9 protein-coding genes and 1 pseudogene are annotated in these 16,075 nt (G+C 38.6%); 3 read left to right on the top strand and 7 right to left on the bottom strand.

What is annotated here, in order from left to right; translation table 11 throughout:
- Positions 1-501: 501 nt before the first annotated feature.
- A pseudogene (locus tag EO125_RS09180) lies at positions 502-903 on the top strand (ATP-binding protein); the annotation flags it as partial.
- A 1,669-nt stretch (positions 904-2,572) separates the two neighbouring features.
- Here EO125_RS09180 and EO125_RS10205 read toward each other — a convergent pair.
- A complete protein-coding gene (locus tag EO125_RS10205) occupies positions 2,573-2,653 on the bottom strand; it encodes a putative holin-like toxin (protein WP_370447245.1) in 81 nt (26 codons plus the stop codon).
- 560 nt (positions 2,654-3,213) lie between these two features.
- Here EO125_RS10205 and EO125_RS10135 point away from each other — a divergent pair.
- The gene (locus EO125_RS10135; protein WP_255416576.1) at positions 3,214-3,348 is read left to right on the top strand and encodes a hypothetical protein; all 135 of its coding nucleotides are present in this window, start codon (positions 3,214-3,216) and stop codon (positions 3,346-3,348) included.
- A 376-nt stretch (positions 3,349-3,724) separates the two neighbouring features.
- Positions 3,725-4,600: an Rpn family recombination-promoting nuclease/putative transposase gene (locus EO125_RS09175; protein WP_164726502.1), complete on the top strand. Its 876-nt coding sequence runs from the start codon at positions 3,725-3,727 to the stop codon at positions 4,598-4,600.
- A 451-nt stretch (positions 4,601-5,051) separates the two neighbouring features.
- On the opposite strand, the gene pta is transcribed toward EO125_RS09175, so the two are convergent.
- The 6 genes from pta to EO125_RS09145 all read right to left on the bottom strand — a co-directional run bounded on the left by pta (position 5,052) and on the right by EO125_RS09145 (position 15,652).
- A complete protein-coding gene (pta, locus tag EO125_RS09170; RefSeq protein WP_126938417.1) occupies positions 5,052-6,050 on the bottom strand; it encodes a phosphate acetyltransferase in 999 nt (332 codons plus the stop codon).
- Positions 6,051-6,238: 188 nt separating this feature from the next.
- Entirely contained in the window at positions 6,239-6,904 is a 666-nt protein-coding gene (locus tag EO125_RS09165) for an NYN domain-containing protein (protein WP_127148629.1), read from the bottom strand.
- 220 nt (positions 6,905-7,124) lie between these two features.
- Positions 7,125-7,910, bottom strand: a complete 786-nt coding sequence (locus EO125_RS09160; RefSeq protein WP_127148628.1) for an HAD-IIB family hydrolase — start codon at positions 7,908-7,910, stop codon at positions 7,125-7,127.
- A 10-nt stretch (positions 7,911-7,920) separates the two neighbouring features.
- A complete protein-coding gene (locus tag EO125_RS09155; protein ID WP_127148627.1) occupies positions 7,921-8,175 on the bottom strand; it encodes a DUF1653 domain-containing protein in 255 nt (84 codons plus the stop codon).
- A 468-nt stretch (positions 8,176-8,643) separates the two neighbouring features.
- On the bottom strand, positions 8,644-9,342 hold the full coding sequence (locus tag EO125_RS09150) for a hypothetical protein (protein WP_127148626.1): 699 nt from the start codon (positions 9,340-9,342) through the stop codon (positions 8,644-8,646).
- A 268-nt stretch (positions 9,343-9,610) separates the two neighbouring features.
- The gene (locus EO125_RS09145; protein WP_164726501.1) at positions 9,611-15,652 is read right to left on the bottom strand and encodes a YadA-like family protein; all 6,042 of its coding nucleotides are present in this window, start codon (positions 15,650-15,652) and stop codon (positions 9,611-9,613) included.
- Positions 15,653-16,075 lie beyond the last annotated feature (423 nt).

Genomic DNA, 16,075 nt, shown 5'->3' with positions numbered 1-16,075 from the left:
AGGTGTAGAAAAGAAAAGTAACGGATGGTTACAAGCAATTAAACATGGTGGACGCAGGATTCTTTAGTAACGAGGAAACCTCTTTTAAAGCTAGGCAATTATTTTCCAACAAAAACTTGACACCGTCTGCATAAAAGCAATTCTTGTATTTTGTGACAAGATGGTATATAATTAACTCAACAAATATTATATTCCCCATTATAGGGTCAAACAAAAAAGGACGGTTGCACCCGTCCTTTTTGCTTTCTTATTTTCTATTCTTGAAGAACTCAATTACCATATATGAAATAATATGAATCAAGATACCTTGAAGAACAGGGGCGAGAAAGACGCCAATACAAATAATATTATATTCACCCATTTAGGGCTCACCCCCTTTCTTTAAATAAAGGGTTACATAGAGTATACCATATTTTCCCATGAACGTATGCGAATATTCGCCGTTATTGTATGTGTATAATAGGCTAGGTATAAACATAGGACAACTAGGGAAAAGCACATTTAGCGACTTCCTTAGGGATTGAAAGCGCTCAGAATAGACGAAGTACGTACTTTATTAAGTGTCATGATTTGATACAGAACCTAAAAAAAGCACGAGAAAAAAGCCGTCTAGAAATTCGTTTAAAATATTATGGAAGATACCAGCTTCTAATTATTGATGAAATTGGATACTTACCACTGCAAGAGGGCGATGCTAATTTACTATTCCAGATTGTTGACTGGAGGTATGAACAAAAAAGTACAATCGTTACATCTAATATTAATTTCGATGAATGGACCTCTATATTACAGGATGAACGAGTTGCTAGCACCATTGTTGATCGGCTACTTCATTATGCTCATGTCATTAGTATATCTGGAGATTCTTACCGATTACGTCATCATATGCAAATGATGGAGTAATTGTACATTCTTATATTGACATTTACACACGTAAATAGGTTATTTAATTTCCTTTCTAATAGGCGATACACCTCAGCTTGAATATGATCCGACTCTGAAGCAAGTATAGATAACGCGCAATACACATGTTTATATTTTCTACTTCCCCTTTATACGCATGCATAAAAGCAATTCTTGTATTTTGTGGCAAGATGGTATATAATTAACTCAATAAAAGTTATAGTCCCCATTATAGGGTAAACAAAAAAGGACGGTTGCACTCGTCCTTTTTGCTTTCTTATTTTCTATTCTTGAAGAACTCAATTACCATATATGAAATAATATGGATTAAGATACCTTGAAGAACAGGGGCGAGAAAGACGCCAATACATAAAAAGTTACAATCACCCATTTAGGGTTCACCCCTATTCTTTAAATAAAGGGTTACATAGAGTATACCATATTTTCCCATGAATGTATGCAAATATTCGCTGTTATTGTGTGCTTATGATAGCCTAGATATAAACTGTAGGACGACTATGAAAAATTCCCGTACAGGCGAAATAAGAGGGCTGTTTTTGAGAAGGTTATGTTAAAGAAACATATTTACAAGGCAATGTTGGAACGATTATTAGATGTTGCCATTAAGGATATCATCTACATCCAGGAGAAGAAAACGCTGGATGTGAGTTTTGAAGCGAAAAGTGTTCTCGTCAAAATTGTACATTTTTATATTGGCATTTACGTATATTGTAGACTTTTACTGAGGAACGCAGTTAGGTGTAGTAGCCTTGTGGCGTTTCCTTACTGCCTAAATCACACAAACACAGAAGATTGCGGCGTGCTCCGAACAAACATTATGCAATACCGTTTGTGAGGAGTATGCCGCACTCTTCCCTTTATCATATTCAGTTACGAACGCCACAGACTACATAACATTACAAGTGACGATCTATAGCATTTCCCTTAAAAGTATGCTATACTTAACTTACAAAAAAAGAAGAGCCATCAACGTGTGCTGGCGTTAGGCTCATCTCAAATAGCTTAAAATGTGATGAAGCCTAACGTGTAGAGGGTGCGAACCTCTTATCGTTAGGCTTTGTCATTTCTAATTAAAGAAATGGTAAAGAGCTATGATTAACTTTAGAATTAAAATCAAAATATCGATATTTCTAAACTTTTTCATAGAACCACCTCCTCCCATTACAGGAAGAGATGAGCCTAACAACACGTCGATGACTATTCTATGCACTTATTATATCATGAAATTAGGCAAAACATTGATGTTTTTTTGAAACTAACTTTCACTAATTACCACAAATATATACATTGTAAAATCACTTTTCCCTTGAGGAACGCAGTTAGGTGTAGTAGCCTTTGTGGCGTCCCCTTACTGCCTAAATCACACAAACACAGAAGAGTGCGGCATGCTCCGAACAAACATTATGCAATACCATTTGTGAAGAGTATGCCGCACTCTTCCCTTTATCATATTCAGTTACGAACGCCACAGGCTACATAACATTACAAGTGACGATCTATAGCATTTCCCTTAAAAGTATGCTATACTTAACTTACAAATAAGAAGAGCCATCAACGTGTGCTGGCGTTAGGCTCATCTCAAAAGAATTAAAAACGAGATTGCCTAACGTGTTAAGGGGCGTGAAACCTTATTCGTTAGGCGTTTTCGTTAGCTAAAAAAGCAACGAATAACTTCTACGATTAACATAGAAAATTGAATCAATAAAGATAATTTTTCATATGTAGTCATAGTATCACCCCTCCTATAATAGGAAGAAATGAGCCTAACAACACGTTGATGACTTTTCTATGACACCATTATATCATAGAATTAGGCAAAATATTTATATTATTTGAAACTAATTATCATATATGTATGAACGACATATGATATTGTCTGCATAAAAGCAATTCTTGTATTTTGTGGCAAGATGGTATATAATTAACTCAACAAATGTTATATTACCCATTATAGGGACAAACAAAAAAGGACGGGGGCAACCGTCCTTTTTGCTTTCTTATTTTCTGTTCTTGAAGAACTCAATTACCATATATGAAATAATATGGATCAAGATACCTTGAAGAACAGGGGCGAGAAAGACGCCAACACATAAAATGTTATATTTACCCATTTAGGGATCACCCCCTTTCTTTAAATAAAGGGTTACATAGAGTATACCATATTTTACCCATGAGTGTATGCGAATATTCGCCGTTATTGTGTGCTTATGATAGCCTAGGTATAAACTGTAGAACGACTATGGAAAATCCCCGTACATGCAAAATAAGAAGGTTGTTTTTGAGAAGGTTATGTTAAAGAAATATATTTACAAGGCAGTGTTGGAACGATTATTAGATATTTCCATTAAGGATATCGTCTACATCCAGGAGAAGAAAACGCTGGGTGTGTGTTTTGAAGCGAAAAGTGTTCATTTAGATATGTAGTGAATAATGGCGTAGTTGTACATTTTTATATTAGCATTTACACCCCCTGAGGAACGCCATTAGGTGTAGTAGCCTTGTGGCGTTCTTTACTGACCAAATCATATAAACACAGAAGAGTGCGGCGTGCTCCGAACAAACATTATGCAATACCGTTTGTGAGGAGTATGCCGCACTCTTCCCTTTGTCTTATTCAGTTACGAACGCCACAGGCTACATAGCATCACAAGTGACGATTGATACTAAAACAGTAGCACTGCCAGGAAATTTTAAAGGGGAAATGACTTTCACATAGAATTGCACCCATATAAGGTGAAGGTATATCTACCTAGTATCTGCTTGTGGTATAATCTAATTAAGAATGAAAGCGAGGCATTGTATGCGTATTAAATCATTCGACGAACTAACCATTCAGGACAATTTTATCTTTCAGAAGGTTATGTTAAAGAAACACATTTGCAAGGCAGTCTTGGAACGATTATTAGATATTTCCATTAAGGATATCGTCTACATTCAAGAGGAGAAAACTCTGGATGTGAGTTTGGAAACGAAGAGTGTTCGTTTAGATGTGTATGTGAATGATGACAAAGGGACTGTGTTCAACATCGAGATGCAAACTAGCAAGGATATGGAAGAACTGGTGAAACGAACTCGTTTTTACCAAAGTATCTTGGACATGTACCATTTACAGAAAGGGCAAAAGTACATGATGTTAAATGATTCCTATATCATTTTTATCTGTACATTTCCTGTTTTTACTGGGCATCGTCACAAGTACACCTTCAAAAATGTTTGCATAGAGGAACATGATATCTTGCTCAATGATGGAGCTACTAAATTGTTCTTAAGCACAAAAGGTAAAATGGATGACATTTCAAAACCATTACAACGGTTCTTAGAGTATGTGGATGGTCATGCTGCCACAGATGATTTATTACGAGATATTGAAAGTGCCGTAAACGAGGCAAAACATTGTGAAGCTTGGAGGGAGGAATATTCAATGCTATCCATGGATCATTATACATATTGGAAAGAAGGCGTCGCCGAAGGGAGAGCTGAAGGGTTAGCTGAAGGGTTAGCCGAAGGCAAAGCAGCAGGGTTAGCAGAAGGCGAAGCTCGAGGTAAAGCTGCAGCAAAGGCAGAAGTTATTCTTCAAATGCTTCGGGAGAATGTATCTTTGGAGATGATTGCAAAATTTACGAATCTAACCGTAGAAGAAATCAATGAAATGGGCAAAGCCCATGCATTGATATAAAAATCCATATACAGAAAAACTCCTTTATCTAACCCAGTACTAGTGGCTGGTTAGTACTTTGGTTAAGGTAGTTTATTCACTTTGGTTACCTAAAAAATTTTTTCTTTATTATGGGAAACCTTGAATAGTGTATGATTTTGAAGGTGTCAAACTTCTGGTTCCTTAACTACCCAAATCACAAAAACACAAAAAGGCGTGGCATGTTCCTGAGCAAACATTATGAAATACCGTTTGCGAAGGAATGTGCCACGCCTTTTCCCCTGAGGAACGCCGTTAGGTGTAGTAGCCTTGTGGCGTTCCTTACTGACAACATCGCACAAACACAAGAAGCCCATGGCGTGCTCCTGAAGAAACATTATGAAATACCGTTTCTGAAGGAGTATGCCATGGGCTTCCCTTTATCGTATGTAATTATGAACGCCACAGGCTACATAACGTAGCAAGAGACGACTTAGTTGGCTTCCACTGCAGCAATGGCGCAAAGGTCAACGATATCGCTTACGGAGCAACCACGGCTAAGGTCATGGATTGGTTTTGCCAAACCTTGGATGATTGGTCCGATAGCAGTAGCGCCAGCAAAGCGTTGTACTAATTTGTAACCAATGTTCGCAGCTTGTAAGTCAGGGAAAATCAAAATGTTAGCTTTACCAGCTACTTGGGATCCTGGAGCTTTACGTTCTGCTACGGATGGAACGATGGACGCATCTAATTGTAATTCTCCATCGAATGCGAAGTCTACGTTACGGCCTTTCAAGTCTTCTACGGCTGCTACCACTTTATCAACCTCTGGAGAAGAAGCAGATCCTTTTGTGGAGAAGGACAAGAAGGACACGCGAGGTTCTTTCATGCCTGCTACAGAACGAGCTTTACCAACACTGGACTCAGCGATATCAGCCAATTGTTCAGATGTTGGGTTAGGGATAACGCCGCAATCGGAGAAAATCAACAATCCGTCATCGCCGTATTCTTTTTTATCAGTGATCACAAGCATAGAGCTGGAGACAGTTTTCAAACCAGCTTGTGTACCTACCACTTGGATAGCTGCACGAAGTACATTTGCTGTAGGGCTAGCAGAACCTGCAACCATGCCGTCAGCCAAACCTAAACGCACTAACATAGCACCGAAGAATAACGCATCGCCAGTCATAGTCGCGTGCGCTTTTTCAGGTGTCATGCCTTTTTTTGCGCGCAATTCTACAAATGTATCTACCATTTTGTTTAATTCGCCGAATGTAGCTGGGTTGATGATTTCAGCACCTTCCAAAGATACACCAGCTGCTGTTGCTGCCGCTTGAATTTTATCTTCTGCACCAACCAATACAGGCACGCAGAAACCTTCTTTCAAAATCGCAGCCGCTGCTTCGATGACACGGCTATCTTCGAATTCTGGCAATACAATTTTTTTACCCAAGCCTTTCGCTTGTTCTTTTAAACTTTGAATTAAATCCATGGTATGTCCTCCTTTTAAGACCCATTTCGATATATCTACGCTTTATTATACTATAACTAATTTTGATGTTCAAACCGCTTCATATAGTTATGGTGAAAGTATACTATCCACTTCATTCATAATGAATCGTTGCTAACTACAAATTACTTTCACATCACATTACCAATGATATATCACCAGTACTATTTTTATTTTTCACCATTTTTACTTATACAGCTTTTCAGTCCATCAATATGTTCATGTAAATCTTCATTAATACCGTTCCATAATGGATCAAGCACAAAATCAATACCTTCTCTTCTAGCCAACTTCGCTGCCGGAACAAAGTCACTGTCACCAGCAATTAAAACCATTTTCTGAACTTGCTTTTTGTATGATAATGATGCTATATCAACACCTAATTTCATATCGACACCTTTTTGACCAATTGAAAGATATAAATCTGACTCCTTTATATCCTCAACTGAAATGGCACCTCTTAATAATTTCTTGGTTATATCTGGTCGTAAATTATAAACTACATCATTGTCGCTTAATCGTCCCAATCTTAGTGCAACTTTTCTTCTTGTTTTTAACTCTTTTAAAAATTCACTCATCCATTTATATTGGTCAGAATCTTTCAATTTCACAACTTTTTTAATTAATGGATGATATACCTCTTTCACACTAGGTGGGCAATCATAATAAAAAATGCGATATAAGGAATATTCTTCATACCGGTCTGCCGTTAAATGCCTATAACAATATTCAATAAAAAAGTCTACCGCACTCTTAGGATCTTTTATATTTTTCAAAGAGTACATACGTTTTTGATAAAAGCTTCCATCCACCAATATTGCTAACTCTTTTTTCATAAGCACCTTCCATAAAAAAAGCCCTATGCTTCAGCTTTCCCCATATACCGAGAAGCCTACAACAAAGGGCACTATTTACTATCAACACAATATCACAAAAATGCTAATCTGTAAAGCTAAAATTTTTACACTCTAAAGGAGCCTAAAGTAACTTACATAATATAACTATTACTAATTTTAGCTGTTCCTATTATATTGTGTTTTGCCCTATACGTATTGACTAAAACTGCTTTGGTATAAACCCAAAGTGTTGTAATGCTTTGTAAATCCCATCGTCATGGCAGGCTGCTGTAACGTAATCAGCTTTTTCTTTTAGTGCATCACGGCCATTTCCCATGGCAATGTTCAGCCAGTCTGGTCGGAACATGGACAGGTCATTATAGCCGTCGCCGAATACGATGACGTCTTGGTACGATGCGCCAAAGCCATCAATCATTTTCCGAATCCCATAGGCTTTGTCCATCGGTTCAAATAGCACACAGCCCTCTCCGTAACGAATAAGGTCCTTCGTCATGTGCACAATGCCACGGCGCTGTTCCTCTTCTTCTGTGATGAACGCATACACCTTGTAAAAGTGCTCAATATCCTCAGGCACTAATTCCGGTACTACCTGTGTTTTCATCATATCCCATTGCACATCCCAGTTAAGGACACTTTCATAGGGAGTAATGCGGACAAAGTCATTTTTGTGGGTCACACCCCAAGGCACATTGTGTTTTGTCAAATAGTTGAGGTACTGCACACAACGATCCCGATCCATACCCTGCATCCATTGCACTTCATAATCTTCCGTAATGCTATAGCCCCCATCAGCCACGAAGTTCGGCGTTTGTGCCATCTTAGCAAAACGCATCGCATCGGCCTGTAAACGACCAGTAGCAAGCGCCACGTGATGCCCTGTATTCTGCAAATACTCCAAAGAGTACTGCGCACTTTCCGGAATCGTTCCATCTGGCCAGACCGCTAGGGTATTATCAATATCGAAGAAAAAATATTTCTTGTCCATCCGGTCCTCCTCAGCGCAAGTGCTGTTCTTCATCCCAACCATTGACCAACTGAAAGCGGTCTTTCTGCTCCACATTTGGATATTTCTCATGGTCCACCTCGCTGGCAAACATCACCAAGGGGCGCACGAAGGTTTTCCGCTCTCCGTAAAGCTGTTGGTATACCACATGAGGCTCATTCGTCTCGGAATGGATGGCAATGTCGATGACATAGTATAACATGCCTTTAAAATGACGATATAAACCGCCTACGACAATCTCTTGCATCTGCATACTCCTTTCTTTTAAGAATACCTATTTCAAACGTCTACTCTTATATATTGCATCTTACAAACTCCTAGGAAATCTACTTTTTATTATACCATATCTAACAGCATCCACAGTAGGACACCTCTAAATACCTCCATAGTATTTCATACCATTATTCATCATGTCTTACTCCCAATCACACTAGAGAACATCCTACCACCTGCAAGTGTTTCATAATATGACTTGCAGGTGGTAGCTACTTTCCATATATACATCCACTGTATCACACCTTCATATGTAACAAAAAACTAAAGAAGATTGGTATCAGCTACTTTTATATGAGCAGCCCCCACATTTGACAAAGAGCCATTTTATATAAGTACCTCCACACTTGACAAAAAACCAAAGGAGCCACAACAATCCCTAATGGTCTTGTTATGGCTCCTTTTCTATCGAGCATGTACCTATACTCTACGCTAGATCATCTTATTGTAACACATGGTCTAGTTCTTTGTTTGTTTCTTTAGCTGTTTGTTTAGCTGTATACCAAACAAGTTCATTGATGTAGAAACGAAGTTCTTCTTGATTCACAGTCAATGCGTGTTTAGCTGCTGCTTGTGACAACGCATTCACAATGTCTTCACCAGTTGCTGTTTCACCTTTTTGGTCAAACACGGCTTTTACATTGTCCAATGCATCTTGACGGACACCGCGCAATACATTCCATCCATAGCTGTTGCTATAACCATTCACTGCTTCTTTCGCATGTTTATTGTGTTTGTTCAAGAACACTTGATAATTCGCAGTGTGTTCGTATTTGTTGTCTCCATTCCAATTATGGGCACGTTTAAAGAACTCTACGCGGTTAGTCAAGTTGCGATCTAACACGCGCAAGAACTCATGGTTCACATCATGTTCTGCATAGCGATGTTGACGGTCTGTCAAACGATCTCCACGATTATGACGATACACTAAATCTTTGTGTACTTCATACACACGCTCCAAAGTAGCACCTAGTTCTTCCAAGGCTACTGATGTTTCTGGTGTAACGGAGTGAATTTCATAGCCTACCGCTGGTGTTACAATATGGTCCGGGTTCTTTTGATCGAATAGGGTATCCCCCATGGCAAATCCAGACGTTGCTGTTGCCAGCAAAGCTGCTGTTAGTAGTAATTTCTTCATCATAGTATCTCCTGTCTAGTCAATGATTATTTATTCTATCATTCTGCACGAACATATCCTACTCATTCTACGTCACATTATACAATATATCCACACATTCGTACATACAATAGTTACGCTTACTATATTGAAGCACTTCTGCTAACTGAGCTTTCAATATAATCACTTCGCCTTTTTCATTTGCATACAACATGGATCTAGTGCAATACCCATGGTAGGTCCTGTGAAAGCAAGTACTTTCACAGGTTCTACGCACAGGAACATCTATCAATTAACCTTTTTTAATATATTGAAGTACCTCTGCCAATTGTGCTTTCAATTCATTAATTTCCTCTTTTTGCATTTGGTTTTGCGCCTCTAAGGCGGCCACTTTATCTTGTAATGCATAGGAAGAACTAATCGGGCCTTGACGGAATATATCTTTCACAGCAACTTCACCAGATCGAGATCCGAATTTCCAGCTCACACCTGCATTGGCCATCAATTCATTAGGATCACTGCCGATAGATGCTCCTGCATGGAATAAGAGAGATTCGTTTTTATAATGTGCTACTCCTAATGCCAATGCAGTTTGACCTTTGTAAGTACCTACGCCAGCCATCAATGTAGTTGGCTCCATTGGATCGTATTGTAAATGGCGTAATCCAGCCATCGCAGCAGATTGAGCACCTAAACGATTGATTCGACTATCCACATTCACTGTAGCATGTGCCAAGTTCTTCAACTGTGACACATTCACTGCATCAGTATCGTTCACACCAGCTGCCACGTTAGTAATTGTGTTACCACCATTATCAAGACCTGTAGATGTTAGACTCACAGAGGCTCCGCCCTGAGTGGTTGGTGCAAAGGTAATCCCTTTCATGTTCGTTAACGTATCTGCTAATTTTACATCAAATCCTTTATCTGTCGCTTTAGCTTGAATGTTTATCCCCGCATTCTTAGTAGCTTCATCAGGCGTAAAGTTAGATGAGCCATGAACTGCTACACCTTTTTTCAAACTATTCTTATTCGTTGTATTTTCATCGCCTTCAATGTTCAACTCATAAGCATCCATAGTATTGGATAACACAGCATGGGTTACGATACCACTAATTTTTACTTTCTTACCTGTATCAGTATCGTTTTCACCTTTTGCAAGAGTTAACTCAACAGTGCCTGTTTTATCATTCACAGCATATTCACCAGCTTGTACATGTACATCATCAGTTTTATCTAATTTTGTTAATTTTAAATTAGCCACATCTGTATTCGTAGCATGTAGCTGTTTACCGATGACAACATCTGTAGATGTTTCATTAATCGTACCTTCGGCTACGTTAGTAATCTTTGTGCCACCAGCATTGATACCATCTTTGCCGATTGTCACTGTAGTTTTGCTTGCCTTATTACCATTTGCAGCTGGTTGTGTATTTGTGATTTCTACCCCATCACCAGTGATATTCATCGTAGTCGATGCCACATCTGTTGCACCATCGCCATTCGTAATAGATGTAATGCCACGCAATGTATTTGCCATCGCCACATTCAATCCATCACCACTAGCATTGTTAGTGACACTAATATTAGTCGTACCCGTAGTATCCGTATCCTTGCGAGTATATGTATCAGCACCTTGGATTTTTAACGCGGTACCTAAATCACGATGCACTTTACCCGTAGTTGTTGTATCATCGCCATAGAAATCAAGACCTTTTGCTACAGTAGAGTCGCTAGCAGACGTAGTAGCTTTGTGTAAATCTTCTACATTCACCACTGCATGTTTCGTAGCATCATTACCCGCTGCCTCTGTTAATTTTTCTTTGAAAGTTGGGTTTTGAGGGTCTGCCGCATTAGGAACAGTCGTATCCTCGATAGTTGACGCTACATTATCCAATGTCATTGGATTAGCAGCATTCACTTTTGTGTGAATCTTAGCTAGCTCATCAGCATCAGTAATTTCTGTACCTTCTTTAGTGACAAATTTACCATCTGCAGTTTTGAACACTTGCTTACCATCTTTATCTACGAAGATGACAGGGTTTGTCACACGTTCGTTGAACAATTGGCGACCTGTTACAACATCATTAGATGTAGTGGAAACTGTGCCTTCCGCAATATTAGATAATTTTGTAACTGGTTTAGCTGCACCTGCCGTAGTAGTAGAACCGTCCGTAGATACTAGACTTGCGATGATATCTTTCGCTGATACTGGATTAGGGTCTACATTAACTGGGATTTCTGACCCTGTTTTGACAGTTCCATCTGCTTTCACTATTTCAGCACGATAGTAATTGCCATCGTTTGCTTTCACAAGACGATCACCGGCTGCATTTGTATACACCACTGTACCAGCTTCGCCGTTACGAAGTGCATTGACTTTATTTGTTAAGTCTTTACCGTTTAAGCCGTCTTTACCTGTTGGACCTTGTGCACCTGCAGAACCAGCTGCCACTGCACCATCTGTGCCTACACCGGCTTTACCATCTCGACCGTCAGAGGCTGTATTACCTACATTTGCCGCATTGTCTAATGTTGTACGAGATGCTTTATCTAAACCAACTGTAATGTTTCCCTGATCGTCCTTGGCAATTAAAAGACCTTTTTTAGGAGTTGCTTCATTATCAGTTGTATCTGCACTAGCTTTTAATGTAATCGCTTTATCTTTCGCTGTTACAGCTTCTGCTGCATTGTCACCATTTTGAACTTTTAAGCCCCATTTTTGAGCATCTACATATTCTTTATTGGCTGCATCTTTGTCACCTGTTGGATCTGCCACGTTAGTAATTGTTTTACCACCAGCATCGATACCATCTTTGCCGATTGTCACTGTTGTTGTGTCAGTACCTTTTTTGTTCACTACGGATAGCTTATCGCCATCGATAGTTAATTTCGTACCATCTCCATCTGCTGTTGTTGCATTTGTAATGGATGTAATCCCTGTTAACGCTGGGTTTACATTATATTTGTAAGGCTTAGCCACTGTGCCATCACCCTCAAGAGTTGTGTTCGTACCATTTGCAAATTTTGGCGCTACTGCAGTAGAAGATACTGTATACGTTTTTTGACCTGTTGCTGTATCTTCACTTTCTTGAACATCTATACCTGTACCCGCTACTACTTTCGTCCCTAAACCAGTAATCATCTTTTTACCAGCATCTGTAATGTTGGATAAGTTTTTATCTGCCAATGGCTTTGTTGCATTAGTGATTGCTGTATTGACTACGCTTGCTGTTACAAGTTTATTCTTATCCCCATCAGAAGTAATATCGGTTGCTACCACAGGAGTCAATGTAACATCACCATTGTTATCAGTCACTGTCAATGTATTAGCATCACCAGAGATAATGGATTTCACTGTATTTTTTGCAGAAATCGTTACCTCACCATTAGAAGATGAAAGAGATATATTATCCCCTGCTTTTAACGTTACTTTTCCATCTGCAGTTGGAGTAATAGCGGTAGCTGTTTTATCACCATTATTCTTAATTCCCAACTTCCACACATCAGATGTTGAGGCTACACCATTAATTGTGGTTGTATCTGCCACATCATGTCCTTTACCATCTACATAATTTAATGTTACAGATCCATTAGTTACTGTATACGTGGACGGTTTAATATGACGTTCCGCAGTTTTATCTAACTTACCTTCAACTTTTTCATTCGTTGCATGTAACTGTTTACCTGTCACAGCATCAGTAGAACTACCTGTTAATGCAGCATCTGCTAGATTAGTGATGTTTTTACCACCTACATTAACACCATTGCCATTGATCGTTACCGCAGTACCCGCACCAATAAATGTTAATCCAGTATCTCCAGTAATGGATGTAATCCCTGTTAATGCTGGGTTTACATTATATTTGTAAGGGCTAGTCACTGTACCATCACCCTCAAGAGTTGTATTCGTACCATTTGCAAAGTTTGGTTTTACTGCAGAAATAGTATATGTTTTCTTACCTGTTGCATCTGTTGTTGTACCAACTGTGACGCCGTCACCTTGTACGACTTCTGTACCTAAGCTAGTAATCACTTTTTTACCAGCATCTGTAATGTTGGATAAGTCATTTTTTGCCAATGGATTTGTTGCATTAGTGATTGCAGTATTAACTACGCCTGCTGTTACAAGTTTATTCTTATCCCCATCAGAAGTAATATTGGTTGCTACCACAGGAGTCAATGTAACATCACCATTGTTATCAGTCACTGTCAATGTATTAGCATCACCAGAGATAATGGATTTCACTGTATTTTTCGCAGAAATCGTTACCTCACCATTAGAAGATGAAAGGGATACATTATCCCCTGCTTTTAACGTTACGTTTCCATCTGCAGTTGGAGTAATAACGGTAGCTGTTTTATCACCATTATTCTTAATTCCCAACTTCCATACATCAGATATTGAGGCTACACCATTAATTGTGGTTGTATCTGCCACATCATGTCCTTCACCATCTACATAATTTAATGTTACAGATCCATTAGTTACTGTATACGTGGACGGTTTAATATGACGTTCCGCAGTTTTATCTAACTTGGTAGTCTCTAAGTTAGTAACCTTTATATTTGTAGTATGTAACTGTTTACCTGTCACAGCATCAGTAGAACTACCTGTTAATGCAGCATCTGCTAGGTTGGTCACTCTAGTGCCGCCTACATTAACACCATTACCATTGATTGTTACCGCAGTACCCGCACCAATAAATGTTAATCCAGTATCACCAGTAATGGATGTAATCCCTGTTAACGCTGGGTTTACATTATATTTGTAAGGTTTAGCCGCTGTGCCTTCGCCCTCAAGAGTTGTGTTCGTACCAGCTGCAAAGTTCGGCTTTACTGCAGAAATGGTGTAAGTTTTCTTGCCTGTTGTTGCATCTTCATTAGGAGTAACTGTAACACCATTACCTTGTACTACTTCTGTACCTAAACCAGTAATCACTTTTTTACCAGCATCTGTGATGTTGGATAAGTCATTTTTTGCCAATGGATTTGTTGCATTAGTGATTGCTGTGCTGACCACACCTGCTGTCACTAATTTATTGGCATCCCCTCTGTTGGAAATACTACTAGCGAGCACTGGGTTAACAGTAACTGCACCATTAGAAGTATCTACTGATAAAGCATCCAGATTCCCCGACGTAACAGATGTAATTTTATTTTTAGCAGAAATTGTTACTGTGCCTGCATTAGACTCAAGTGTAACATTGTCACCTGCTTTTAACGTCACTTTTCCATCTGTACTTGGAGTGATATCAGTAGTTGTTGTATCTCCTGCATTTTGAATACCAAGTCTCCATATATCTGACTTAGTAGCTATGCCATTAATAATTGCCTTCTCTGTTGTAGCATTACCTTCACCATTTACATACTCCAACGTAACAGTTCCATTCATCACATTATACGTACCTGGCTTAATATGACGTTCCGCAGTTTTATCTAACTTTGTAACTCTAAGATTCGTAACATCGGTATTTGTGCTATGTAATTGTCCACCAGTAACAGCATCCGTAGAACCAGCTGCTATCGCACCATTTCCTAAACCAGTTATCTTTTTACTAGATACATCGATACCATTACCATTGATAGTAATCGTAGTTCCTTTTCCTTTAGCTGGTTTAGTGGTGAAAGTCACTCCTGTGTTGGTAACAGCTACTTCAGTCTTACCTGCAGTGCCATCACCTCCACTATGTAAGGTCAAACCATTTGTAGCATCACCTGATATGGACGTTATATTGGTAACATCAGATTTTAAATTAACCTTATATTTATTGCCATCAGTACCATCACCCTCAACAGTAGTGTTTGTACCATCCTCAAGTTTCGACGGAGCCGCTCCACCACTACTACCACCTGTAGCCGCTTTATCGATTTTGTCTTTTAATGCCTTACTTAATGTTAATTTATACTTACGAGTGACACCGTTTTCTTTACCTTTTTCAGTATTTTCACTGTTACCTGTATCAACAACAATATCGTCACTATCCTCTACAAGAGTATCATTAGCTTTTACAATAAAATTGTTAAATGTAACATCGTTCCCATCAAAATCCTTTTCCGTAAAAGTATTCGGCGTAACAGTTACATTATCACCTGCTTGCACATGATAATAATAAGCCTTTATCTTATTTTCATCTGGATCAAAATCTAATTCATTATATACTGGTGGATTAAATACAGGTGGTACATTGGATGGTGTTCCATAATCAGATTCAGTTTTACTAGCCATCACCCATGGTGCACTAGGACTGAATGATGTCCCTATTGTTGCTGCCGTTACTGCCAACAATCCAAGAGCATATTTTTTACGCCGTCTTGAAAGATTATCCTTCATACATTCTATTCCTTTCCTCTTACTATAACCCATTGCCATTATTACCAGTCCCATCTGACAATGCCTATGATTTATAAATATTCATTAAAATCTATTTAAATCTAATTTAATCTGTTAAAATTATATACATAAATATGTTCAAATTACATATATGAATATATTTAAACTAATTATCTATATTGTAAACAATACGAATATATCTGTTGCTATACCTTAAAAGTACTACAACACCAATATGGTATCTGTCATTCACAACAACACATACCCAATTTAATTGCATCTAATTTTTAAAATCCCTATTATAGTACTATATATTTCGAATATATACAATAAAAACATTAAATAAGACGGTGTCAACTTTTTGTTGGAAAAATAATTGCCTAGCTTTAATAGAGGGTTCCTCGTTACTAAAGAATCCTGCGT

It is taken from the genome of Veillonella sp. VA139 (assembly GCF_003992005.1).
In the GTDB taxonomy this organism is placed as follows: domain Bacteria; phylum Bacillota; class Negativicutes; order Veillonellales; family Veillonellaceae; genus F0422.
This window is presented reverse-complemented; position numbering and strand designations above follow the sequence as displayed.

Coding starts and splice junctions, on each gene's coding strand:
- EO125_RS10205 (WP_370447245.1), bottom strand. CDS start 2,653: ATGACTACATATGAAAAATTATCTTTATTGATTCAATTTTCTATGTTA.
- EO125_RS10135 (WP_255416576.1), top strand. CDS start 3,214: ATGTTAAAGAAATATATTTACAAGGCAGTGTTGGAACGATTATTAGAT.
- EO125_RS09175 (WP_164726502.1), top strand. CDS start 3,725: ATGCGTATTAAATCATTCGACGAACTAACCATTCAGGACAATTTTATC.
- pta (WP_126938417.1), bottom strand. CDS start 6,050: ATGGATTTAATTCAAAGTTTAAAAGAACAAGCGAAAGGCTTGGGTAAA.
- EO125_RS09165 (WP_127148629.1), bottom strand. CDS start 6,904: ATGAAAAAAGAGTTAGCAATATTGGTGGATGGAAGCTTTTATCAAAAA.
- EO125_RS09160 (WP_127148628.1), bottom strand. CDS start 7,910: ATGGACAAGAAATATTTTTTCTTCGATATTGATAATACCCTAGCGGTC.
- EO125_RS09155 (WP_127148627.1), bottom strand. CDS start 8,175: ATGCAAGAGATTGTCGTAGGCGGTTTATATCGTCATTTTAAAGGCATG.
- EO125_RS09150 (WP_127148626.1), bottom strand. CDS start 9,342: ATGATGAAGAAATTACTACTAACAGCAGCTTTGCTGGCAACAGCAACG.
- EO125_RS09145 (WP_164726501.1), bottom strand. CDS start 15,652: ATGAAGGATAATCTTTCAAGACGGCGTAAAAAATATGCTCTTGGATTG.